Below are 22,246 nucleotides of genomic sequence, written 5' to 3' on the forward strand. Positions count from 1 at the left end.
AAAGGTGCCTTGAGTTACTTCAGCGAAGCCAGTCGCTCTTTGGCGGCGACTGCCGCCTCGGACTGCGGGTAGGCTTTGATCAGATTGGTCAAAGTGGTTCGAGCGCCCTTGCTGTCCTTCAGCTCCAACTGGCAATTGGCCACCGACAAGACGGCTTCTGGTGCACGAAGATGCTCCGGATTTTTGGCAATCAAAGAGCGAAAATTGACAATCGCTTCTTTGTAATCACGAGTGGCGTATTGCGCATTGCCCAGCCAGAACAAGGCCGTCAGCGCATAACCACTGCCGGGGTAACGCGACAGGAAGCCAGAGAACTGGCTTTGCGCATTGACAAAGTCACCTTTTCTGAAAACTGCAAGCGCGGCTTCATAGTCACGCTTCTCAGCAGGAGTCACAACAAACTCCACACCATCCACGCTGACCTTTGCGGGTTCCAGCTTGGACAAACGCTCCGAGAGGCTTTGTGCCTCGTCTTTGTTGTGTTGCTGCAGATCTGCCACATCTTTGGCCACTTTTTCGTTCACACCGCGCAAAGACGCCAGGTCAGCGCGAAGCAACTCCATTTGCCTCTGCAGCTCCAGCAAACCACGCCCCAATCCGGCGTTCTCATCCTTGCTGCTGGTTTGAATCTGGTCAGTATCCGCCCTGAGCTTCTCAACACGCTGGCGCAAATCCAGAATGGCCTTGCGCGCCTCATCGTCTTCAAAAAGACCAGCGTGTGCCCACGTGGCCAGCAGCACACCAACCACAAAAACAAGCTGAGCTTTAGGGAAACGCATCTGCATCACGCGCACCCAGATTATTGATAGCGGATTTCAGCCCGGCGGTTTTTGGCATAGGCAGACTCATCGTTGCCCACCACCGCTGGCTTTTCCTTGCCAAAACTCACAGCTTCAAGCTGGCTGCTGGGCACACCAAGCACACTCAGCGCACCAACAACGGCCTCAGCACGCTTTTGACCCAATGCCAAGTTGTACTCGCGGCCCCCCGTCTCATCGGTGTGGCCTTCAATAGCCACCTTGCGACCAGACTGGCTCATAATGACTTTGGCATTTTCTGCAATCAATGCCTGAAATTCTGGGCGAATGACAAAGCTGTCGTAATCAAAGTAGATGATTCTCTTGGCTGATGGCAACCCACCCTGGGCACCATTCGCACCGAGATCTACAGGCGCCACGCCACCACTTTTGACACCTGAAGCACCCGCATCACCCGCGCTTCCTGACACGGGGTTGGCCGTGGCATCAGAAACCGGCACATCATTCAACGGCACCGTCGAGCCGCATCCAACCAAAAAAGCACTCACAACAAAAGACAAGACCAACCGTTTCATCAAACTCTCCTAAAAATCATCAATTCAAAAAAGGGCCCCAATGCGGCTCGCGAATATCACCATTCTGACCGTTCAGCCGGGCCTTCACCTTGCCGTCCAAAGTGGTCGTCATCAAAGCTTCCCGTCCTTGGGACTGGGTCGCATAGACCACCATTTTGCTATTGGGTGCAAAGCTGGGACTCTCGTCTGCAGCCGTATCAGACAACACGCGCACATTGCCGCTGTCAATATCCAGCAAATGCAGCCTGAAAGCACCGCCTGTGCGTGAAATATAAGCCATCCAACGTCCGTCCTGGCTGATGGATGGAGAAATGTTGTAAGCACCGGTGAATGTGACGCGCTCGACGCCCTGACCATTCACACCCACCTTGTAAATCTGCGGCGAACCACCACGGTCACTGACAAAATAAATGCCGCGCCCATCTGGCGAAAAAACCGGTTCGGTATCGATGCTGTTGGATTGGATCAAGCGGCGCGGCTCTCCACCTGTCGCACTCAACAAAAACAACTGGGAACCACCGTCGCGGCTCAAGGTCACGGCCAGCGTCTTGCCATCAGGCGACCAGGCTGGCGCACTGTTGGAACCTTTGAAGTTCGCAATCAGGCGGCGCTTGCCCGAGCTCACGTTATGAACATAAATCACCGGCTTGCGCGACTCAAATGAAACATACGCCAACTGGTTGCCATCGGGTGACCAAGCTGGAGAAATGATGGGCTCAGGACTGGCCAATGCAGACTGGGCATTTTCTCCGTCAGCATCAGCGACCCACAGCTGGTAACGCGGCCCAGATTTGGTGACATACGCAATACGTGTCGAAAAAGCGCCTTTGTCGCCCGTCAGTTTTTCATAAACGTAATCAGCCACCCGATGCGCAGCCAGACGGGCGTCAGCGGCATTCACGGCAAAACTCTGACCACCCAGATCTTGCCCCTTGACCACATCCCACAGCCGAAAGCGAACATCAACACGACCATCAGCCAAGGTGCTCACGCTGCCGGAAACCACCGCATCAGAACCTGCGCGGCGAAAGACGGACAAATCCGGCAAAGACACCTCATCCAGCGCGCCATGGGTCGCCGCCACAGCCCGAAACTGCCCGCTGCGCTCCAAATCTGCCTGAACAATCTCGGAAATCTTTGCAATGGCGGTGGCTTGGCCTTTAAAAGGCATCACCGTGATCGGGACTTGGGTCAAGCCCACGCCGGAGACTTCAACGCGGAACTGCGCCGAAGAAGGCAAGCTAAACAATGCCAACAGGAAGCAAAACAAGGTTGAAACAAAAGGAAATCGCATGCAGTAGGTCACTTCTTTGGATAGATTGCGAAACGTCAGCGCACAGGCCCAGGATTTCAGTTTACACAGCGCTTCGGCGCTCTTTGTGGAAGATGGCCTGCATCATGGCGGCTGTGGAGTGCTGATTTTGGAGTATCTGGCCTGCTTGAAAGGCCCGCCGGGAAAATGCATCGTAGTCACGCACAATTTCTTCAATGGCTCGCCGCAGGCCATATGGTGATAGATCGCTGGTTGTCACCCCTGCATTGTGCTCCAAAACAATACGTCCCAGCCACGTGTTGGCTGTAACCACCACCGGGCAACCTGCGGTCAGGGCATCCAGAGTCACACCACTGACCCGATCCTGAAAATCAGCTTCTGCATAGGCCTGTATGCTGATCCCTCCGACAAACTGCGCACGGTAGTCTTGAGGTGAAAGTGTCTCGCTGAGCAGTGTCAGTTGTGGATAGTTGGACTGCTTGAGGCGCTCAATGTGGGTCAAGATGTCCGGGCCATGTTTGGCTTGGTGCGTCGCAGAGGTTTGAATCCAGAAGGGCCAGGTGCCCTGACTGTGCGCCAAGTCATCCACCAAATCGGCAATCCGGCTGAAGCCTTTGTCCATCCGCGCTGCGCCCGCAAACAACAAGTGTCGAAACCCTGACAAAGTTTGTCTCTGAGGCTGATCAATCACATGCGGATAGGCCACTGTGGTGGCTCGAAAACCAAGTTCTTTGAAAAAAACGGTGGTGGTCTCGGTTGTACACAAAACCTCGATATATGGCTGGCTCCGAGCAATGGCTGCCAGCTTCCCTGCTTTGGACGCCTTGGTGCCCAGCCAGTGCACATACACATACACCTTGTCAGGTGGAATCTGAGCTTTAGCCGCCCAATTCAGGAGCACCAGATCAGTGGTTCCCGCAGTGGAAAGCAGAATTTTCCCCGGCTGATCCAAGAGACGTTTGTAGAGGAAAAAACTTTGGATTTTTCGCAAAGAACGAGAAAAATACGGCTGAATCTCTCCGCGAGATGTCCAAGACTGCCCGATCTCTTTCCCCGACCAGATACGGATGTGTTCTGCAGGAGCCGTTTTGGCAATGGCCTCAACCAAACTGTAACAATGCCCCGTGTAGCTGTTTAGCGTGGGCTCAACAATGTTGAAGATCATGCGCGATCACTGATTGGCTGGCTGTGCCAGTTGCCAGAGTTTGATGTGTCGGTAATAGCTGCCTTCCGCGTTGGCGATGGCCAATGCCAGCCCATGACCACCATCCAGAAATCCAGCCTTGAAAACATAGGTCCGGACAAAGGCCCACAAACCATGCCCGACGGCCCCCCATACGGAAGATCGCTTGCCCCGACCCCAAGCCTGTTGTGCAGAGGCTGTGGAATAGCGATCAATCTTGGTCAAAACATCCGAGAAACTGCGGTGGCTATAGTGAAGCAATGCATTTTTAAGCGGTTGCGATTGCCCCCGATGAACCAGCCTTTCATGCACCAGATCATCGGAAAAACGGGCAGAACCCCGCTTGAACAGACGATCCACATAGTCTGGGGTCCAGCCAGAGTGTCGAATGAAACGGCCACAAAACCAGGATGAGCGAGGAATGCTGTAACAGTCTGCAGCATCAGCTCTAGCGATCACCGTCAAAATTTCCTGGCGAAGTTCAGGTGTAACACGCTCATCGGCGTCCAGAGACAACACCCAATCCCCGGTCGCCAGATCCAGCGCTCGATTTTTCTGCGGGCCAAAACCAGGCCAATCTGGAGTCACAGCCACCTTTGCACCCCGTTGACGTGCCAAGTCCGCAGTCTGGTCAGCGCTCGTGTTGTCCACCACCACAAGCTCATCAGCAAATTCGACAGACCGCAGACAGGATTCGATGTTAAGTTGCTCATTGCGGGTGATGACAACAACTGAAAGACGCATAGACATTCTTGGAGGTGACGGAGTTCAACTGATAATAACTGCCTCGCCGTTTCAGGAGGCTCTGCGTGAATCCGTAATGGATGCACCAGGCGTTCAATCAGTCACTTCATGTCTAACCCCGCTCCGCAAAGTAGTCGCGCGCTCTATGCCAGGCTCTTGACCTATCTCCGCCCGTACTGGAAGGCGTTTGGCCTGGCTGTTTTAGGCATGATATGCACAGCTGCTACCGAACCGGTATTCCCTGCCATCATGAAATACCTGCTGGACAACGGGTTCCAGACTTCGGATCCACGCATGGTCTGGATTATTCCACTGGGCATCGTCGGCCTGTTTGTGGTTAGAGGCTTCTTTTCCTTTTGTACCGCTTATCTGATGATCTGGATTTCCACCCATCTGGTGACGGACCTGCGCAGGGAGATGTTCGACAAGCTGCTGCGGCTACCGACGCAGACCTTTCACGAGCAGTCCGCTGGCAAGCTGATCTCGCGTCTTATGTACGATGTGGGTAATGTCAACGAGGCCGCCACCCACGCCTTGGTTACCGTGGTGCGAGAGTCCCTGACGGCCATCGCACTTCTGAGCTACCTTCTCTACCTGGACTGGAAACTGACCATGATCACCCTGGTCATTGGCCCTTTTATCGCGTTAATCATCAAAGGTTTCGGCCAGCGGATGCGTCAAGCCAGCCGTAATACGCTGGAATCGATGCGCCATATGTCACATGCCATTGAAGAAACCGTGGTTGCGATCAAAGTGGTCAAAATCTTCGGTGGTCAGGCGCAGCAGACCGAGCGCTTTGATCGCAGTACCGAACGCTATCGCCGCTCCATGATGCGGGAGGCCACACCCTCTTCCGCCATCACACCGATCACCCACATGGCCGCGTCCCTGGCGGTGGCACTGATTGTTTTCATGGCGCTGAGTCAGACCACCGGCCAAGCCAGTGCTTCCGCAGGCGGATTCATTTCTTTTATCACCGCGCTGCTGATGCTGATCTCGCCGATCAAACAACTCACCACGGTCAGTTCCACGCTGCAGCGGGGTCTGGCTGCCAGCGAAAGTGTATTCAGCCTGCTTGACACCCCTACCGAAGAAGACACAGGCCACCGCGAACTACCACGCGCCCAGGGAGACATCAAATTTGATCGTGTCAGCTTCCAATACCCTGGCTCGGAGCGGACAGCGCTGGATGATGTGAGCTTTCACATCAGCCGAGGTCAAACAGTGGCACTGGTCGGCGCCTCCGGCGGTGGCAAAACCACCATCAGCACCCTCATTCCGCGGTTTTATCAACCTACTTCAGGCCAGATCCGGATCGATGGCATTGAAATCCGTGAACTGAGCCTGGTCAGCCTGCGACAGAACATTGCCCTGGTCAGCCAGGACATCGTGCTCTTCAACGATACCCTCGAAGCCAATATTGCATTTGGACTGAGTGGGATCTGCGACCGCGAAAGCGTGATTGCCGCGGCCAAAGCCGCCAACGCCTGGGACTTCATTCAACAACTGCCGGACGGCCTGGCAACGGTCATTGGTGAAGACGGCGCCAAACTCTCGGGCGGCCAACGCCAGCGTATTGCCATTGCCCGTGCCTTGCTCAAGAACGCGCCGATCCTCATTCTGGACGAAGCCACCTCGGCGCTGGATACCGAGTCTGAGCGCCAGGTCCAGGCCGCATTGGCGGTACTGATGAAAGACCGGACAACCCTGGTTATTGCCCACCGGCTCAGCACCATCGAAAATTCAGACCGTATCCTCGTGCTGGACAAAGGGCGCATCGTTGAATCCGGCTCACATGCCGAGTTGATTTCTGCTGGCGGCTACTACGCCAATCTGAACCGTATCCAGGCGTGAAAATTTCTACCTGGTCTCTTTCCAAGGCGGCCAAATCGACCCATTTAGAACTTTTAGCCGCCAAAGCTCTAACTGACTATGGAAAACGTTGTCAATGAAACCACTGACTCTCTATTGCAAAAGTTACAGAACCGATCTGCGGCGTGTGGTTCGGCTGGCGCAGTCCATCCGGCAGCACAACACGGACAACTTGCCCTTTTATGTGTCGGTGCCCCAGCATGACCTGGCACTGTTTCGCGAACATCTGGGGGGCTTTGCGGTGGAATTGCTGACCGACGAAGACATCCTTCAAGCCTCACCGCGGATCGACGCAGAACAAGTCAGGCGCATGCCAGGCAGCCTGTCGCAGCAGGTGGTGAAATCCGAATTCTGGCGTCTTGGCCTGTCGACGGCCTACCTTTGCCTAGATTCGGACGCAGCCTTTATCCGGCCGTTTAGTTTGGCAGATTTCATGACGGCCGAGGGCACACCCTACACCATGTTGGACGAATGTCATGATCTGATGGAAGACGCAATTCGTCACCAACGCAGGCGGGTGGTTGATGCCTACATCAAGGAAGCCGATCTGGTGCAACAGCTTTTTCAGCGGCTGGGGCGGCGCTACAGTTTTGGCCCCTTTCCTCTGGTCTGGCACCGGGCGGTCTGGGAAAGTCTGGACAGCCACTATCTACAGCCCAAAGGCATGAACTTTGCCGATGCAATCACGCAGGCGCCCATTGAATCACGATGGTACGGCGAGGCTTTGCTCGCCTATGGAGCGATCCCGCTGCTTCCCTGCCAGGCTCTGTTCAAGGTCTACCACTATGCCTGGCAATACGACCGGGACCAACGCGATGGCGTCAGGTCGCTAGACCTGGCTCAATTCTATTGCGGCGAGATCAAACAATCCAACTGGGAGCGGGAGATGGATTGGCCCCAGGAGGGTGGTGGTGTTCTTTCTCGGTTGGGCCGGAGGTTGCGCCGCCGCTTGGGGCGCATCTGAGCCCGCCAACCCTGTCAGCCTGACGGGCTGTCATTGCCTGAAGTTCAACTAAAGCATGGAAAAATTGTCGATCTTTATTCTTTGCCATAACCGCCCCGAAGACGCCCGACAGGCGGTCCGCTCGGTGCTGGCTCAAACGGACAGTGCGTTCACTCTGACGGTGTCCGACAACTCCAGCAACGATGACGTGCAGCGGATGATGCAAACCGATTTTCCCGAAGTGCCTTACGTACGCCGGGTACCGATGTTGCCAGCCCTGGCACACTTCAACCGCTGCATCGACGAGGCGCCAGATGGTTATTTTTGCCTGTTCCATGACGATGACCTCATGGGCCCGGATTTTGTCGCCGAAGTTCACGCCAGCCTGCAGGCCCTTCCGACAACCATTGCCCTGGGCTGCAACGCCCACATCGAATCCTTTGGGCAGTTACAAAAGAAGCCTTCATTTCTGTCGTCGCGAAACATTGAAACCATCAGCTCTGCCCGTGATCTTGCGGCACGTTATTTCTCGCGGGCACAGTCGGGCATCGCGCCATTTCCCAGCTATGTTTATCACAAGCCACAACTCGGTCAGCTCAGATTCAAGCTGGACGGTGGCAAATACAGCGATGTCACCTGGCTTCTGAACCTGGCCATGAAGGGGCACATCCGCTGGATCAGCAAACCATTGATGACCTACCGCATCCATACCAGCAACGACGGCGCTACCGAGTCCAGACGAGATCGGCTGCGTTTTTTGGCATATATCAAGAAAAACCGCACCATGTTGGGAAGCGAGGTCTTGCAGGATTACCGGTGCTCTTTCATTTACAAGACTTTCCTGAAGTCCGCCGACCTGTCGCACCCCAGCAGAAACCGCCTGGCCCAAGCCTTCATACAACATTACCGTTGGGCGAGGTATGCGCGATTCGACACCTATGAAGCCCTTTTCAAACGGGCGCTGGTCAAAGCCCTGGGCCAACCATGATTTACGCGACCCTTCATGCCGACGGACATAGTTGCAACTCGCTTTTTGCGGAAGAAGACCTGGTTCATCGCCACAACCCGACCTCAACCCCCCGCTTGCTGCGGCAGGCCTTTCTGGAACGCGGCATTGAGGTCAACACGGCCGACCTGAACCAGGGTCGAGAAATTGCCTTCGAATTGCACCTCGAAGGCCGACCTTTGTCCCCCCTGCAAGTTCCGCGCTACCTGATCGCACTTGAAAACCCCTATATCAATAAGCTCAACGCCAGCAGTGACTATTGCCAGAACTTTGACTTGGTCTTCGCCTGGGATGTACGCCTGCTCCAGTTGGCGCATGTAGTGCCCATCCTCATTCCTCACCCGCTGGTCTGCCACGACTTTCCGGGGCCGGAGCAACGTGACATATTCAGTTGCCTGATCAACGCTAACAAAGCTTTCAAGGAGGTGCTGCCAAGTGACCTCTACTCGGAACGGATCAACACCATCCGTTGGTACGAAAAACAGGCCCCTGGCCAATTCAGCCTGTATGGTCTGGGCTGGGAGAAATCTACCCCGGCATTTACTCTGGGCAGCAAGCTCAAACGCAGCATGTCACGGCTACAGACCCGTCTTTTCGGCATCCCGCCTTTTCCGAGTTTTCGCGGCGAGCTGAAAGACAAGTCAACGGTGCTGCGCCGGGCCCGGTTTTCCTACTGTTATGAAAACAGCCGCGACCTATCCAACTACATCACGGAAAAAATCTTTGACAGCCTGGTCAACGGCTGTGTGCCGATCTATTGGGGTGCCGACAATGTGCTTGAGCACATTCCTGAGGGCTGCTTCATCGACCGGCGGAAGTTCAGCAACACGGAGCAAGTTCACCAGCATTTGTTATCGATCAGCGCCGCAGACCATGCCCAGTACCAGCACAACATCTGGCGGTTTTTGCACACCGATGGCGCCCACAAATTCAGTTCCGAGCACTTTGTCAAGCAAGTTGTTGATCGGGTGTGCCGCCATCTGGATGGCTTGCAAACCCAAGCCGCTATGATTCCAAAGTGAATACTTTGTGCCCTTTTTACCTTTTTCAGGCCCCCTTATGAAAGCAGTCATTCTTGCAGGAGGACTCGGTACCCGGATTTCCGAGGAAACCTCTACTCGCCCAAAACCGATGATTGAGATCGGTGGAAAACCGATCCTATGGCACATCATGAAGATCTACGCCCATCATGGCATCAACGACTTCATCATCTGCTGCGGTTATAAGGGTTACCTGATCAAGGAATACTTTGCCAACTACTTCCTGCACATGTCCGACATCACCTTTGACATGAGCAAAAACACCATGGAGGTGCACCAACAAAGCGCCGAACCCTGGCGAGTCACGTTGATCGATACGGGCGACAACACCATGACCGGTGGTCGCGTGAAACGCGTGGCAGACTATGTCAAAGACGAAGAAGCTTTTTGTCTGACCTACGGCGATGGTGTGGCTGATGTCAACATCACCGATCTGCTTGCTTTTCATAAAACTCAAAATGTCAAAGCCACCTTGACAGCAACCATTCCACCTGGTCGTTTCGGCGCGCTTGACTTGAGCGGCGGCAAAGTCAATAGCTTCATGGAGAAACCCAAGGGCGACGGCGCCATGATCAACGGTGGCTTTTTTGTGCTGTCACCAGCTGTGATTGATTTCATCGACGGGGACAGTTGCATCTGGGAGCGCGGCCCCTTGGAAACACTGGCCCAGAACGGTCAACTGGCCGCCTACCAGCACCACAGTTTCTGGCAACCCATGGATACCTTGCGCGACAAAACCTACCTGGAAGAACTCTGGCAGTCTGGCAAAGCGCCATGGAAGGTCTGGTCGTGAATCCGGCATTCTGGTCAGGTAAACGCGTTTTTTTAACCGGCCACACCGGCTTCAAAGGCAGTTGGCTCAGCCTGTGGCTACAAAGCCTGGGCGCTGAAATACACGGCCTGGCGCTCACTCCGCCCACCACACCCAACCTGTTCACCGTTGCGCAGGTGGCGAATGGCATGGCCAGCAGCACCATTGGCGACATTCGCGACCTGGCCACCGTGCAAAAAGCCATGCAAACCAGTCAGGCCGACATCGTGATCCACATGGCGGCACAACCGCTGGTGCGCCTGTCTTACGCCGAACCCGTTGAAACCTACGCCACCAATGTGATGGGCACCGTGCATGTGCTGGAGTCGGCCCGCCACACCCCGAGTGTCAAGGCCGTGGTGGTGGTCACTACCGATAAGTGTTATGAGAACAAAGAATGGCTCTGGGGCTACCGTGAAGACGAACCTATGGGCGGTTTTGACCCCTACAGCAACAGCAAAGGCTGCTCAGAACTGGTGACCAGTGCCTACCGTTGCTCGTTCTTCAAAGACAAAGGCATTGCCTTGGCATCTGCCCGTGCTGGGAACGTCATCGGCGGTGGCGATTGGGCTGCAGACCGCTTGGTGCCAGACATCTTGCGTGCCTTCGAGAAAAACCAGCCTGTGGTCATTCGCAACCCCCATGCCACCCGACCCTGGCAACACGTGCTGGAGCCGCTTAGTGGTTATCTGTCATTGGCAGAGCACCTGTACACCGATGACCAAACATTCGCCGAAGGCTGGAACTTCGGCCCCAAGGATGACGATGCACAACCCGTGCAATGGATTGTTGAGCACATGGTCAACAACTGGTGCAACGGCGCAAGCTGGCAACAAGACGACGGTGTTCACCCGCATGAAGCCAACTACCTTAAGTTAGATATCTCCAAAGCCAAAGCCCGACTGGGCTGGGAGCCACGCTGGCCCTTGGCAGCTGCGTTGAAGCACATCACCACGTGGCATCAAGCTTGGCTGGCCAATGATGATATGAAAAAAATGTGCTTAGCGCAGATACAGCAATACTCTTCAGCTATTTATTCAGAAGCAATATGACAACTGCACCTATTCAATTTACGCCCAAAGCCCCTGATGCCATCCGCCGCGAAATTGCTGCACTAGTGCAACAGTATTCAGATATCGTTCATGCGCCCCAAGCTTTTGTCCCCGGTGAAACCCTGGTGCCGCCTTCGGGCAAGGTCATTGGTGCCCAGGAACTCAAGAACATGGTCGAAGCCAGCTTGGACGGCTGGCTGACCACAGGGCGCTTCAACGCCGAGTTTGAGAAAAAGCTGGCTGCCTTCATCGGCATCAAACACCTGATCACCGTCAACTCCGGCTCCTCGGCCAATCTGGTGGCCTTCAACACCCTGACCTCCCCCAAGCTGGGCGCACGCGCCATCCAGAAATGTGACGAAGTCATTGGTGTGGCAGCTGGCTTTCCGACCACCGTCAATCCCATCTTGCAGTTTGGCGCCGTGCCGGTGTTTGTGGATGTGGACCCGCTGACCCACAACATTGATGCGTCCAAGATCGAAGCCGCCATCGGCCCCAAGACCAAAGCCATCATGTTGGCGCACAGCCTGGGCAATCCCTTCAACCTAGACGTTGTCACTGCCCTTTGCAAAAAACATAACTTGTGGCTGGTGGAAGACTGCTGCGATGCGCTGGGCACCACCTACCGCGGCCAGATGGTCGGCACCTTCGGAGATATCGGCACGCTGAGTTTTTACCCAGCCCACCACATCACCATGGGTGAAGGTGGTGCAGTATTCACCAACAGCGACGAACTCAAGGCCATTGCCGAGAGCTTTCGCGACTGGGGCCGCGACTGCTACTGCCAACCCGGCAAGGACAACACCTGTGGCAAACGCTTTTGCCAGCAACTGGGCAAACTGCCCTACGGCTACGACCACAAATACACCTACAGCCATCTCGGCTACAACCTCAAGATCAGCGACATGCAGGCCGCCTGCGGCCTGGCCCAACTGGAACAAGCGCCCCAGTTCATCCAGGCCCGCAAGGACAACTTTGCCTTCCTGAAAGCACGTCTGAAAGACTGTGAGGAATTTGTCAACTTGCCCCAGGCCACCGAACACTCAGACCCGTCATGGTTTGGTTTCCCCATCACCCTCAAGGACAACTGCCCGGTGACCCGACTGGACCTGCTGACCTACTTGGACCAAAACAAGGTGGGTACCCGCCTGCTGTTTGCTGGCAACCTGACACGCCAACCCTACATGACAGGAGCCCATTACCGCATCAGCGGTGACCTGAGCAACACCGACAACGTGATGAACAACACCTTCTGGATCGGGGTGCAGCCGGCACTGACACGGGAGATGCTGGAGTTTGCGGCTTCCAAGATCGAAAGTTACCTGGGCGTGAATTTTTAAGTGCACACCGCCATGACCGATCTCCCTGCAACACCCACGCGAACTACCATGGCAAGCTTCGATGCTAGGGCATTGCGCAAAACCGTTTTGGACATGGCTTTTGCCGGTTCAACTGTTCATATTGGTTGTGCGTTTTCCATCATCGAACTGTTGGCCGTGCTGTACCGCAGCCACCTGCGCTACCCCGGTAACGATCCACAAGCAACAGACCGTGACTACCTGGTGCTCAGCAAAGGCCACGGCGTCATGGCGCAGTACGCCTGCATGCGTGAGCTGGGGTGGCTCAAGGATGAAGCGTTCTCAGGCTACTTTGCCGATGGCAGTGATCTCAAAGGTTTGTCGGATTCACGCATTCCCGGCCTGGAGGTCACCTCCGGCTCACTGGGCCACGGTTTCTCTGTCGGCCTCGGCATGGCCATGGGTGCCAAGTTGCGCGGCACCGATCAAAAGACCTACGCACTGGTTGGTGATGGTGAAATCAACGAAGGTCCGATCTGGGAAGGTGCTTTGTTTGCGGCGCACCATGAACTCAAGAACTTCATCGTGATCGTCGATGAGAACGGCTTTCAGGCCATGGGGCGTACCCAGGATGTACTTCGATTGGGCGCCATACAGAGCAAATTCGAGAGTTTCGGCTTTGAAGCGCGGACCATCGACGGCCATGACGAGGCCGCGATTGACCACGCCATCGAGCAGCTCTGGGCCAGCAGTTCAACAGCACCCAAAGCCCTCATCGCCAAAACCGTCAAAGGCAAAGGTGTGCCCTTCATGGAACACAACAACATCTGGCACTACACGCGGCTCAACCAGGAAACCTATGCACAAGCATTGGCCGCAGTGGCCGGGAGTGCGTCATGAGAGCTGCCTTCTCAGACACCCTGGTCCGCCTGGCCAAGGCCGACCCGAATGTGCTCTTGCTCACTGGTGATCACGGCTACGCCTTGTTTGATGATTTCCGCCGGGAATGCCCGGCGCAATACATCAATGCCGGTATTGCCGAGCAGAACATGGTCGGCATGGCGGCAGGCCTGGCCCGCACCGGCTTCAGACCCTTCGTTTACGGCTTGAGTGCCTTCATCCCGGTACGGGTGCTTGAGCAGATCAAGCTCGACATCGCCCATGACCATTTGCCGGTGATCCTGATTGGTGACGGCGCCGGTTTTGTCTACAGCCATTTGGGCACCAGCCACCAATCGACCGAAGACATGGCCTGTACCCGCGCCATCCCTGATTTGTCGGTCTACTCCCCTGCAGACCGCTTTGAAGTCAGTGCATGTATGGCGTTGGCCTACCAAACCAAAGTGCCGGTCTATTTGCGCATGGGCAAATCAGATCGTGGGGACGTGCATACCCATGACCTGAGCCAAGTCAAAGCTGGGCAGTTGCTGCAGGTGAAGGCCGGACAAGCTGGCGCCATCAGCTTGATTGCCACCGGCGCTTTGGTGCGCACGGCCCTGGATATCGCACAGGCGTCTTACCCTGAGGCCAGCGTCTGGAGTGCGCCGTTCATCAAACCGATGGACAGTCAGCAGGTGATAACCATCTGTGCGCAGAGTCGGGCCGTCATGGTTCTGGAAGAGCATTCCGTGCTGGGTGGTTTGGGTTCTGTCATCACCGAGATCGCCAGCGAATTTGCGCCAGTTCGGATTCTGCGGGTGGGTGTACAAGATCGCTTCTCGCAGCACTGCGGTACCTATGAATATTTGCTGAAAGAACACGGTCTGGATCGGCCTGCGGTTGAGCAGCGCATTCGCGATTTCCTGATCGCGAATTGAGCCATGCGCATCGCTATTTTGGGTGCCACCAGCCAGATTGCCAAAGATCTGATTCTTTCATTTGCCGCGCACAGCCAGCATGACTTGGTGCTGTACGCCCGCAGGCCGGAAGTTGTATCGCAATGGATGAACAACATTGGCTTGGTCGACCGATATCTGGTTGCCGACTTCACGGCCTTCAGCCCAGCAGAGCACTTTGATGCTCTTCTCAACTTCGTCGGGGTTGGCAACCCGGCCCAGGCAGCCGAGATGGGGGCATCGATTTTTGATGTCACGCTTAAATACGACGACATGGCCTTGGGCTATCTGCACCAGCATCCCGATTGCCGCTATATCTTTCTGAGTAGCGGTGCGGCGTATGGTGCAAGTTTTGATGAACCAGTAAACGAAACCACCCAGGCTTCCATTGCCATCAACAACCTCCAGCCGCAGGACTGGTATGGCGTGGCCAAACTCCACGCCGAATGCCGACACAGGGCCTTGGCACCTTTACCGATTGTGGATCTGCGAGTCTTTAACTATTTCAGCCATACGCAGGACATGGAGGCACGGTTTTTGATCACCGACATCGTGCGGGCAATTCGTGACAAGACCGCTCTGAAAACTTCCTCAGACTACATCGTTCGCGATTACCTGCATCCAGCTGATTTTTACCAATTGGTCAGGGTGTTGTTGGCTGCGCCTGCAACTAACACAGCACTTGACTGCTATAGCTTGGCACCCATTGACAAAGCCACCTTGCTGACGGTCATGCAGGACAAATTTGGATTGTTGTATGAAATACAGCACTCAGGTGTCGCGGTGAATGCAACGGGAAGGAAGCCTAATTATTTCTCAAAAAATAAATATCCTAAAGAGTTCGGATATTACCCGTCTTTTTCTTCCATCAATGGCATATGCAATGAAATTGAAAAATACTTCATGCAGGATAATTTGTATTAAAAGCAGGTACAAATAAAAAATGAAAGAACTAACCATTGGCATACCTACATACAACGGAGCTCCCCACATCCGCGAGGCAATTGATAGCATCATTTTTCAAATACCATCATACCCAAACAATACTGTCGACATATTAATATCAGATAACGCATCCACCGATACAACAAGAGAAATAGTTAGCGAGTATTTGAAAAAATATCCGAAAATTATCCAATACAGAAGAAACGAAGTAAATCTTGGATTCGACAAAAATGTTGACCTTCTTTTCAAAGAAGCTCAGGGCGATTATGTATGGCTACTTGGCGATGATGATGCACTTTACAATAACTCAATCAACCACATTCTTGATCTGATAAAAAGAAATAAAAAACTCGGAGTCATACAAGCAAACTTTGACAAGTATGACGAAAAGCTCGAAAAAGTTATCGAAGAGGTAAAATTCTCAAAAGATTTATATTGCGCCAATGCAGATACTTTTCTTTACAACTGCAAAGGTAGATGGGGAGCCATTGCCTCTCTTATCATAAAAAAGAATACATGGAATTCATTAAATCTGAATGACGCATTTGGTACACAAACAATCTTTGGATATGGCCTCTTTAAGATCTTACTGCTATCAGATTCATATATAGTTAAAAAACCTCTAATTAAGGTTCGTGATGGAAGTCAAAAAGCAGTCAAAAATGGTGATGGAGACACTAGAATAACTATTGCCCTCTCCTCAGGAACTCTTTACAAAAATATGCCAAAAATGGGATACAGCAAAAGCATCACAAAATGGCATCTAAATGCAGACAGAAATTATGCATATGAATCAATACCAATAGCTAAACTTTGGGGTATAAAAGACAAAAAAACAATCATAAAGAAATTAATAGAGATTCATAATAGCCCAATTCTCTGGCTGAAATGGATACCCACAATCCTTCTTCCTGATTTTTTATATAGATCATTTTATTTTATTCGAAAAAAAATAAGCAAAAAAGCAAAGCCTATCGAGAAAAAAATTAAAACTTTCATTAAAAAATCATCTGATTCCTGTTAATCGCTAGAATTTGGTGATTTGAAATTAAGCCATCAATTGAAATGAACACAACGATTGTATGGAGCGTTCAATCACACGATCTTCGCCTGAAAACCATTGTTTTGGAATCAACACCAGTGCCGATCTATTCAACATGGCTGCGATCAGGCTGAACTGGCTGTTTGAGCAAATAAAAACGCGGGCATTGCGCATGATGCGGTGGGCAGTAAATGCATCGGCGTTGTCCAAATAAACAGTAATATTGAAATACGTCGACATGGCTTGTTTGACTTTTGAACTGATGGGTGAGTCTGAAAGAACAACCACGGCGTTGAGCAAGCCAGAAAATTTGGCCGCCTGTTCAATGAATGCGTCGTCTGAAATCAAATGACTGGCTACATTGACGTAATCACCCCGACGAATATGGACACACAAATAGCCACCGACTACAGAAACGGGCAAAGCGTCAGGCAAGTTGTCTGCGATTCTGAAAACATCTTGCGCTTCTGGCTCGGCCAGAGCTGCCAAGCCCCATTGCATTTTTTCAGGTCCATCAACCACGACCTTGGCAACACGCCTAACAGCCTCGGTTGCTGTCTCAAATGACTGGTATTCCAGTCCAAACGGGCCGAGTTGCCATGACCAATGAGAACAGTCGCCCGGATTTCCCGCCGTTGCCACATGTTCTGGCGTCTCAAAATAGGACAGATCGGCATAAACAAGCTCACCCGCCCGTTTTTTCGAAAAATAGATGGCAGCACTGATGATCTGTGCGCCCATGCCACCAGAAAAAGTGATGACCGTTGGTTGATTTTTGGAATTGGATTTAAACCACTTAAAACTAACCATTTTTGACATCTCCATGAAGCAATTAGGCAGAAGTCCGCTGCGTGATCCATGCAGCAAGTTGCTCCACCGCCCGCTGTGTCGTGTACGGGCTGGTACGGCCGCTGTCAGGCAAACCGTTCACTAGCCACGCTTCGTGCAACTGCACCAATGCCAACACCAGCTCCTCTGCGGTCATTTGCAGCGCCGACCCGGCACTACCCGTCAACACCACCATATGCCCCTGCCCACGCAGCATTTCCGCCATCTGAGGGTTGCGATGCACCGTCGCCAGTATGGGCCTCTGCATCCACAGGTACTCATACATTTTGGAAGGAATGTATTCCTCACAAATGGGTTCTTCCCCGTGCAGCAGCAACAGCACATCCACGGAACGCATGCGCCGCAGGATCTGCTCACGGCCACTCAAGCCAGTTTGAGGGTCGGCCTCGATGCGACCAAAATGCCGCACCTGTTCGCGCACCGGAGATGCGGCAATGGTTTCACTGGATACGGCGTCCAGCGGTCCACCATACAGATGCAGTTCGGTCTGAGCCATCAATTCCGGGCGTTGCGCCTGTAACTGCTCCAGGGCACCGATGATGCTGCTCAGATTGCGCGTGGTTGACAGCGACCCAAAATGCCCGATCACAAACTTCGGCCCGCGCTGTGACGGTGGCAACGTCTGAAAAGGTTGGTCGATGCCTGGCAGCATCATCTTGCCGCGCTCACCCAGTTGGGGGTGGCGCATACGGGCACTGTCCAGAGCCTGTTGTGTGAACCAGATGGCAATGTCCGCCTTCTCACAGATGGTTTTCTCCACCTGTGCCTGCATCTTGTCCTGCGCACTCTCAGGTACTCGTCCAGGGGTCACAAACGGATCATGCACCTCAGCCAACCACGGTATGCCAGTACTCTTTTTCAGAGCGTGGCCAGCCACATGGGCTGCAAAAGCGCCCCCTGTTGAATAAATCAGATCAAAGGGCCTCTGGCGTGCCAGCGCCCGGCCCTTCAGATAGGCACTGAGCCACCAGGACCAAGAGCTCTCCACCGGCCGGAATATTTTCTCCACCACAAAAGCAGGTAGAAGCAGCACAGACGCCAATGTCATCAAGCTTCGGTAAACCAGCCGGTTTTGAAAACGCCGCCGCAACACATGCCGCAGCTCAAAACGCAGGCCAGCCGGCCCCACAGGCCAGACCTGATGATGCTCAACGACCGTATCTTTGATCCCGGACACACCGCTGATGACCACAACCTCGATACCAGCACGTAACAAATGTGGCAACTTGTCGGTAATTGTTTGACTGGCCGCTCGGCCATCCATGTTGAAGGCATGAGAAATGATCAGCCAACGTTGCTGATGGTTATCGCGCATAGTCACTCTGCTGGTAAATGGTTTTTTGCAAGTATGTCGGCATAAATACAGACAGTTTCTTCTGCCACTGTGCGCCAGGGCCGCTCAAACTGAGGCACGACCTCAACACGGCACAACTGTTGATCGACAGCCTGCACCCAGGCTTCAAGCGGCGCCGTCAGCGGCAGCACAAGACCAGATGCATCGTTGACGTGTGTGGCGGCACCACACACGTCCGAGATCACCACCGGCACCCTTGCTGACATGGCTTCGCTGATCACCATGCCATAGGGTTCAGCCCTGGCGGGATGCAACAGCACATCAAATGCTGGATAAGGAGCCTGAGCACTCCAGCCAACCAGCTGATATCCGCCTTGCCAATCTGCAAACAAGTGCGCTACCTCAGCAGCGTCTGGCCCGACAACATACAGCTGCAGATCCTGTCGTTTGTCACGCAAAGCGGCAACCACCTTGACAGCCCAGGGCAAACCTTTGCGTTGCCACTCTTTGCCGACAAACCCCACGATGCCACCTTGTGGCAAAACAACACGTGGCTCACGCACAGCACCTGGCACCACACCCGGGACCACTGGCTCCGTCAATTTGTAGGCCAGTTGGGGGTAATAGTGCGCGATCGATTGTTTGATGAACGGTGAGTTCGGTACCACAAATTGTGGCCGGGACAACTCACGCCGCTCTAAATACAACTGCATAACCACTCGCAAAGACAGCCATCGCCACCAAGGGCGCTCAAAAATCGTGGCAAAAGGCGGACCATGAAAGGTGGTGATGTGATGGAGACTAAGTCGCTCATGGCTGTGCACCAGGCGGTCAGCATTGGGGTGATCCCGTAACCAGCAAGACACCCGCCGACTAAAGCGCAACAACGCCAGCCAGCGCGGTCGAGGCGCTACCTTACCCAGTTCAACCACCTTCATGCCCGCTGGTTTGTCAGCATGACAACGTTCACACACCACCGTCACCTGGTGCCCGAGCAACACGAGCTCTTGTGTCAACTCCCAGACATAACGTTCCATGCCCCCGACCGGGCCATACCGGCGCACCACATGGACCAATTCACACGTCATCACACGCTTGCCCCTTCACCACTAAAGACGTAGCCCGGCCATCGACTAAGGCCAGCCCTACAACAGCACAATGTCGTACTGCTCCTGCCCCATCGCACCTTCGCTTTGCAGTGACACCGGCTTGCCAATGAACTCGGAGAGGCCGGCCAAATGCTGGCTTTCTTCGTCCAAAAACAGCTCGATGACCTTGGGCGAGGCCACCACCCGGAACTCCTTGGGGTTGAACTGGCGCGCCTCACGCAAAATTTCGCGAAAAATATCGTAGGCCACGCTGCGTGGCGTTTTGACAATGCCTTTGCCCTGGCACAGCGGGCAGGGTTCACACAACATGTGCGCCAGGGACTCGCGGGTGCGCTTGCGTGTCATCTCCACCAGCCCCAGCTGCGAAAAGCCGCCACACATGGTTTTGACACGGTCACGCGCCAGTTGTTTGCGCATCTCGGTCAACACCGCCTGGCGGTGTTCCTCACGCTCCATGTCGATGAAGTCCACCACAATGATGCCGCCCAGGTTACGCAAACGCAGCTGCCGGGCAATGGCTTGCGCGGCTTCCAGGTTGGTTCTGAAGATGGTGTCATCAAAGTTGCGGGCGCCGACAAAACCACCGGTGTTGACATCCACCGTGGTCAGCGCCTCGGTCTGGTCCACGATCAGGTAACCACCCGACTTCAGCTCAACCCGCCGCCCCAGGGCCTTGGCGATGTCTTCGTCGATCGAGTGCAAATCAAAAATCGGCCGCTCACCCTTGTAGTGCTGCAGCTTTTGCGCCGCAGCCGGCATGAACTCCACACCAAAGGCTTTCAAAGCCTCAAACTGCTCCAGCGAGTCCACCCGGATGGAGACGGTGCGTTCACCCACCATGTCGCGCAGCACCCGCTGCATCAGGCTCAAATCCTGGTGCAACAAGGAGCTGGCAGGCAGCTTGGTGGCGGCCTCACGGATGCGTTTCCAGGCTTTGCGCAGGTAAGCGATGTCGTCAGCCAGTTCCTGGTCGCTGGCATCCTCGGCGTTGGTGCGCAGGATGAAGCCGCCACCCATGTCCCCCACCAGCGACTGAACGCGCTGGCGCAGGCTCTCGCGCTGCTCGGTCGGGATCTTTTGCGACACACCAATGTGGTCGTCCTGCGGCAAAAAAACCAGCATGCGCCCTGCAATGCTGATCTGGGTGGACAGGCGTGCACCCTTGGTGCCAATCGGATCCTTGATCACCTGAACCATCAGGCTCTGGCCCTCAAACACCTGTTTTTCAATCGGAATTTGCGAAGCTGCCGCACGCGCGTTGGAAATGGTTTCACCCTCGGCAGGTGGGTGCCAGACATCGGCCACATGCAAAAACGCAGCACGCTCCAGACCAATGTCGATGAAGGCCGACTGCATGCCTGGCAGCACCCGCACCACCTTGCCCAGGTAGACGTTGCTCACCAGGCCACGCTCGAGCGAGCGCTCGACGTGCAACTCCTGCAGCGCACCGCCCTCGACAATGGCCACACGCGTCTCCTGCGGCGCCCAATTGATCAGAATATCTTCTTGCATAGGGGGCAGACTGTAACGCCTCGCGGCCTAACGGCCCAGTCCGAAACCTTGCAACAAGGTGTTGGTCTCAAACATCGGCAAACCCATGATGCCACTGTAACTGCCGCTGATATGGGCAATGTGTGCGGCCACCCTGCCCTGCACCCCATAAGCCCCCGCCTTGCCCATCGGTTCGCCACTGTCCACATAGGCCTGGATCTGCGCATCACTCAGGGTGGCAAAGGTCACTCTGGAGATCGACACCGCCTGCTGACGCTGCTGTTCGGTGCCGAGTGCCACCGCTGTGAGCACACGGTGGGTTTTGCCCGACAGGGCACGCAGAATACGCACCGCGTCAGCATCATCCAGCGGCTTACCCAGAATCACTCGGCCCAGCGCCACCGTGGTGTCTGAGCACAAGACGGGCGCGGCTGGGAGGCCACGCTTTTTCAGCCGCGCCAAGGCCGCGTCGAGCTTGAGCTGGGTGACACGCTGCACATAGGCCAGCGGCACCTCACGCGGCAGAGCCGCTTCCAGGGCTTCCGCGTCTTCATCCGCATCAGGCAGCAGCAACTCATAGGCCACACCAAGCTGCTCCAGCAGCTGCCTGCGTCGTGGGCTTTGGGAGGCCAAATAAACGAATGACTTCATGTCTGACTACTCCCGGTGATACGGGTGATTGGCATTGATCGACCAGGCGCGGTAGAGCTGCTCCACCAGCAACACCCGCACCATCGCATGAGGCAGCGTCAGGTCGGACAGGCGGATGCGTTCATGCGCTGCCTGCCGGAAAGCCGGGTCCAGTCCGTCCGGCCCACCAATCACCAGTGCCACATCACCGCCGGACAGCTGCCAGTCCTTGAGCTTGCCGGCCAGCGCCATGGTGGTCAGCGTGGTGCCACGTTCGTCCAGCGCCACGATACGGCAGCCTTTCGGAATGGCCGCCTCAATACGAGCGCGTTCAGCGGCGTAAATGGTCTCCAGCGATTTGGAGGCGCGTGGCTCGGTTTTGACCGCCTTGAGTTCGAGCTTGATCTCGAACGGAAAGCGTTTGGCGTAATCGTCCCAGGCGGTTTGTGCCCAGTCGGGCACACGCTGACCTACCGCAACTATCAGCAGCCGCACA

The 22,246-nt window shown here is 54.6% G+C and carries 22 protein-coding genes; 11 read left to right on the forward strand and 11 right to left on the reverse strand.

What is annotated here, in order from left to right:
• Positions 1–14 precede the first annotated feature (14 nt).
• The 5 genes from ybgF to RF819_RS15610 all read right to left on the reverse strand — a co-directional run bounded on the left by ybgF (position 15) and on the right by RF819_RS15610 (position 4,533).
• Positions 15–779, reverse strand: coding sequence for a tol-pal system protein YbgF (gene ybgF / locus RF819_RS15590; protein ID WP_078366984.1), 765 nt, complete (start codon positions 777–779; stop codon positions 15–17).
• Between the two features lie 20 nt (positions 780–799).
• Positions 800–1,333: a peptidoglycan-associated lipoprotein Pal gene (gene pal / locus RF819_RS15595; RefSeq protein ID WP_078365828.1), complete on the reverse strand. Its 534-nt coding sequence runs from the start codon at positions 1,331–1,333 to the stop codon at positions 800–802.
• 19 nt (positions 1,334–1,352) lie between these two features.
• Complete coding sequence (gene tolB, locus RF819_RS15600) at positions 1,353–2,627, reverse strand: Tol-Pal system beta propeller repeat protein TolB (protein WP_078365829.1); 1,275 nt, start codon at positions 2,625–2,627, stop codon at positions 1,353–1,355.
• A 61-nt stretch (positions 2,628–2,688) separates the two neighbouring features.
• The gene (locus tag RF819_RS15605; protein WP_143541730.1) at positions 2,689–3,771 is read right to left on the reverse strand and encodes a glycosyltransferase; all 1,083 of its coding nucleotides are present in this window, start codon (positions 3,769–3,771) and stop codon (positions 2,689–2,691) included.
• Positions 3,772–3,777: 6 nt separating this feature from the next.
• Positions 3,778–4,533 carry a glycosyltransferase family 2 protein gene (locus tag RF819_RS15610; protein ID WP_078365831.1) on the reverse strand — a complete coding sequence of 252 codons (756 nt, stop codon included), beginning with the start codon at positions 4,531–4,533 and terminating at the stop codon, positions 3,778–3,780.
• A gap of 108 nt (positions 4,534–4,641) precedes the next feature.
• Here RF819_RS15610 and msbA point away from each other — a divergent pair, with 108 nt between their 5' ends.
• From msbA to RF819_RS15665, 11 genes are all read left to right on the forward strand, one after another.
• Positions 4,642–6,387 (forward strand): lipid A export permease/ATP-binding protein MsbA, encoded by a 1,746-nt coding sequence (msbA, locus tag RF819_RS15615; protein ID WP_078365832.1) that lies wholly within the window; start codon positions 4,642–4,644, stop codon positions 6,385–6,387.
• Positions 6,388–6,481: 94 nt separating this feature from the next.
• Positions 6,482–7,369: a DUF6492 family protein gene (locus RF819_RS15620; RefSeq protein WP_078365833.1), complete on the forward strand. Its 888-nt coding sequence runs from the start codon at positions 6,482–6,484 to the stop codon at positions 7,367–7,369.
• Positions 7,370–7,424: 55 nt separating this feature from the next.
• Positions 7,425–8,336 carry a glycosyltransferase family 2 protein gene (locus RF819_RS15625; RefSeq protein WP_078365834.1) on the forward strand — a complete coding sequence of 304 codons (912 nt, stop codon included), beginning with the start codon at positions 7,425–7,427 and terminating at the stop codon, positions 8,334–8,336.
• Positions 8,333–9,376, forward strand: coding sequence for a glycosyltransferase family 10 domain-containing protein (locus RF819_RS15630; protein ID WP_078365835.1), 1,044 nt, complete (start codon positions 8,333–8,335; stop codon positions 9,374–9,376). The genes RF819_RS15625 and RF819_RS15630 overlap by 4 nt, the downstream gene beginning before the upstream one ends.
• Before the next feature lie 37 nt (positions 9,377–9,413).
• Positions 9,414–10,187 (forward strand): glucose-1-phosphate cytidylyltransferase, encoded by a 774-nt coding sequence (gene rfbF, locus RF819_RS15635; RefSeq protein WP_078365836.1) that lies wholly within the window; start codon positions 9,414–9,416, stop codon positions 10,185–10,187.
• Positions 10,169–11,257, forward strand: coding sequence for a CDP-glucose 4,6-dehydratase (rfbG, locus tag RF819_RS15640; RefSeq protein ID WP_078365837.1), 1,089 nt, complete (start codon positions 10,169–10,171; stop codon positions 11,255–11,257). The genes rfbF and rfbG overlap by 19 nt, the downstream gene beginning before the upstream one ends.
• Entirely contained in the window at positions 11,254–12,597 is a 1,344-nt protein-coding gene (gene rfbH, locus RF819_RS15645; protein WP_078365838.1) for a lipopolysaccharide biosynthesis protein RfbH, read from the forward strand. Before rfbG ends, rfbH begins: the two co-directional genes overlap by 4 nt.
• A gap of 12 nt (positions 12,598–12,609) precedes the next feature.
• Complete coding sequence (locus RF819_RS15650) at positions 12,610–13,455, forward strand: transketolase (RefSeq protein ID WP_244899918.1); 846 nt, start codon at positions 12,610–12,612, stop codon at positions 13,453–13,455.
• Positions 13,452–14,372 carry a transketolase family protein gene (locus tag RF819_RS15655; RefSeq protein ID WP_078365839.1) on the forward strand — a complete coding sequence of 307 codons (921 nt, stop codon included), beginning with the start codon at positions 13,452–13,454 and terminating at the stop codon, positions 14,370–14,372. Before RF819_RS15650 ends, RF819_RS15655 begins: the two co-directional genes overlap by 4 nt.
• A 3-nt stretch (positions 14,373–14,375) precedes the next feature.
• A complete protein-coding gene (locus tag RF819_RS15660; RefSeq protein ID WP_078365840.1) occupies positions 14,376–15,314 on the forward strand; it encodes an NAD-dependent epimerase/dehydratase family protein in 939 nt (312 codons plus the stop codon).
• 19 nt (positions 15,315–15,333) lie between these two features.
• Positions 15,334–16,359: a glycosyltransferase family 2 protein gene (locus tag RF819_RS15665; RefSeq protein WP_078365841.1), complete on the forward strand. Its 1,026-nt coding sequence runs from the start codon at positions 15,334–15,336 to the stop codon at positions 16,357–16,359.
• A gap of 24 nt (positions 16,360–16,383) precedes the next feature.
• Here RF819_RS15665 and RF819_RS15670 read toward each other — a convergent pair whose 3' ends face one another.
• The 6 genes from RF819_RS15670 to rlmH are packed head-to-tail and all read right to left on the reverse strand — an operon-like array spanning position 16,384 to position 22,245.
• Positions 16,384–17,202 carry an alpha-1,2-fucosyltransferase gene (locus RF819_RS15670; protein ID WP_078365842.1) on the reverse strand — a complete coding sequence of 273 codons (819 nt, stop codon included), beginning with the start codon at positions 17,200–17,202 and terminating at the stop codon, positions 16,384–16,386.
• Between the two features lie 7 nt (positions 17,203–17,209).
• The gene (locus tag RF819_RS15675; protein WP_078365843.1) at positions 17,210–18,541 is read right to left on the reverse strand and encodes a glycosyltransferase family protein; all 1,332 of its coding nucleotides are present in this window, start codon (positions 18,539–18,541) and stop codon (positions 17,210–17,212) included.
• A 2-nt stretch (positions 18,542–18,543) separates the two neighbouring features.
• The gene (locus tag RF819_RS15680; protein ID WP_078365844.1) at positions 18,544–19,608 is read right to left on the reverse strand and encodes a glycosyltransferase family 4 protein; all 1,065 of its coding nucleotides are present in this window, start codon (positions 19,606–19,608) and stop codon (positions 18,544–18,546) included.
• Positions 19,609–19,665: 57 nt separating this feature from the next.
• Positions 19,666–21,141, reverse strand: coding sequence for a ribonuclease G (gene rng, locus RF819_RS15685; protein WP_078365845.1), 1,476 nt, complete (start codon positions 21,139–21,141; stop codon positions 19,666–19,668).
• A gap of 27 nt (positions 21,142–21,168) precedes the next feature.
• Positions 21,169–21,771, reverse strand: coding sequence for a Maf family protein (locus tag RF819_RS15690; protein WP_078365846.1), 603 nt, complete (start codon positions 21,769–21,771; stop codon positions 21,169–21,171).
• 6 nt (positions 21,772–21,777) lie between these two features.
• Positions 21,778–22,245 carry a 23S rRNA (pseudouridine(1915)-N(3))-methyltransferase RlmH gene (rlmH, locus tag RF819_RS15695; RefSeq protein WP_078365847.1) on the reverse strand — a complete coding sequence of 156 codons (468 nt, stop codon included), beginning with the start codon at positions 22,243–22,245 and terminating at the stop codon, positions 21,778–21,780.
• Position 22,246 lies beyond the last annotated feature (1 nt).

The sequence above is a fragment of the Rhodoferax fermentans genome (genome assembly GCF_002017865.1).
GTDB classification, from domain to species: domain Bacteria; phylum Pseudomonadota; class Gammaproteobacteria; order Burkholderiales; family Burkholderiaceae_C; genus Rhodoferax; species Rhodoferax fermentans.

Coding starts and splice junctions, on each gene's coding strand:
- ybgF (WP_078366984.1), bottom strand. CDS start 779: ATGCGTTTCCCTAAAGCTCAGCTTGTTTTTGTGGTTGGTGTGCTGCTG.
- pal (WP_078365828.1), bottom strand. CDS start 1,333: ATGAAACGGTTGGTCTTGTCTTTTGTTGTGAGTGCTTTTTTGGTTGGA.
- tolB (WP_078365829.1), bottom strand. CDS start 2,627: ATGCGATTTCCTTTTGTTTCAACCTTGTTTTGCTTCCTGTTGGCATTG.
- RF819_RS15605 (WP_143541730.1), bottom strand. CDS start 3,771: ATGATCTTCAACATTGTTGAGCCCACGCTAAACAGCTACACGGGGCAT.
- RF819_RS15610 (WP_078365831.1), bottom strand. CDS start 4,533: ATGCGTCTTTCAGTTGTTGTCATCACCCGCAATGAGCAACTTAACATC.
- msbA (WP_078365832.1), top strand. CDS start 4,642: ATGTCTAACCCCGCTCCGCAAAGTAGTCGCGCGCTCTATGCCAGGCTC.
- RF819_RS15620 (WP_078365833.1), top strand. CDS start 6,482: ATGAAACCACTGACTCTCTATTGCAAAAGTTACAGAACCGATCTGCGG.
- RF819_RS15625 (WP_078365834.1), top strand. CDS start 7,425: ATGGAAAAATTGTCGATCTTTATTCTTTGCCATAACCGCCCCGAAGAC.
- RF819_RS15630 (WP_078365835.1), top strand. CDS start 8,333: ATGATTTACGCGACCCTTCATGCCGACGGACATAGTTGCAACTCGCTT.
- rfbF (WP_078365836.1), top strand. CDS start 9,414: ATGAAAGCAGTCATTCTTGCAGGAGGACTCGGTACCCGGATTTCCGAG.
- rfbG (WP_078365837.1), top strand. CDS start 10,169: ATGGAAGGTCTGGTCGTGAATCCGGCATTCTGGTCAGGTAAACGCGTT.
- rfbH (WP_078365838.1), top strand. CDS start 11,254: ATGACAACTGCACCTATTCAATTTACGCCCAAAGCCCCTGATGCCATC.
- RF819_RS15650 (WP_244899918.1), top strand. CDS start 12,610: ATGACCGATCTCCCTGCAACACCCACGCGAACTACCATGGCAAGCTTC.
- RF819_RS15655 (WP_078365839.1), top strand. CDS start 13,452: ATGAGAGCTGCCTTCTCAGACACCCTGGTCCGCCTGGCCAAGGCCGAC.
- RF819_RS15660 (WP_078365840.1), top strand. CDS start 14,376: ATGCGCATCGCTATTTTGGGTGCCACCAGCCAGATTGCCAAAGATCTG.
- RF819_RS15665 (WP_078365841.1), top strand. CDS start 15,334: ATGAAAGAACTAACCATTGGCATACCTACATACAACGGAGCTCCCCAC.
- RF819_RS15670 (WP_078365842.1), bottom strand. CDS start 17,202: ATGGAGATGTCAAAAATGGTTAGTTTTAAGTGGTTTAAATCCAATTCC.
- RF819_RS15675 (WP_078365843.1), bottom strand. CDS start 18,541: ATGCGCGATAACCATCAGCAACGTTGGCTGATCATTTCTCATGCCTTC.
- RF819_RS15680 (WP_078365844.1), bottom strand. CDS start 19,608: ATGACGTGTGAATTGGTCCATGTGGTGCGCCGGTATGGCCCGGTCGGG.
- rng (WP_078365845.1), bottom strand. CDS start 21,141: ATGCAAGAAGATATTCTGATCAATTGGGCGCCGCAGGAGACGCGTGTG.
- RF819_RS15690 (WP_078365846.1), bottom strand. CDS start 21,771: ATGAAGTCATTCGTTTATTTGGCCTCCCAAAGCCCACGACGCAGGCAG.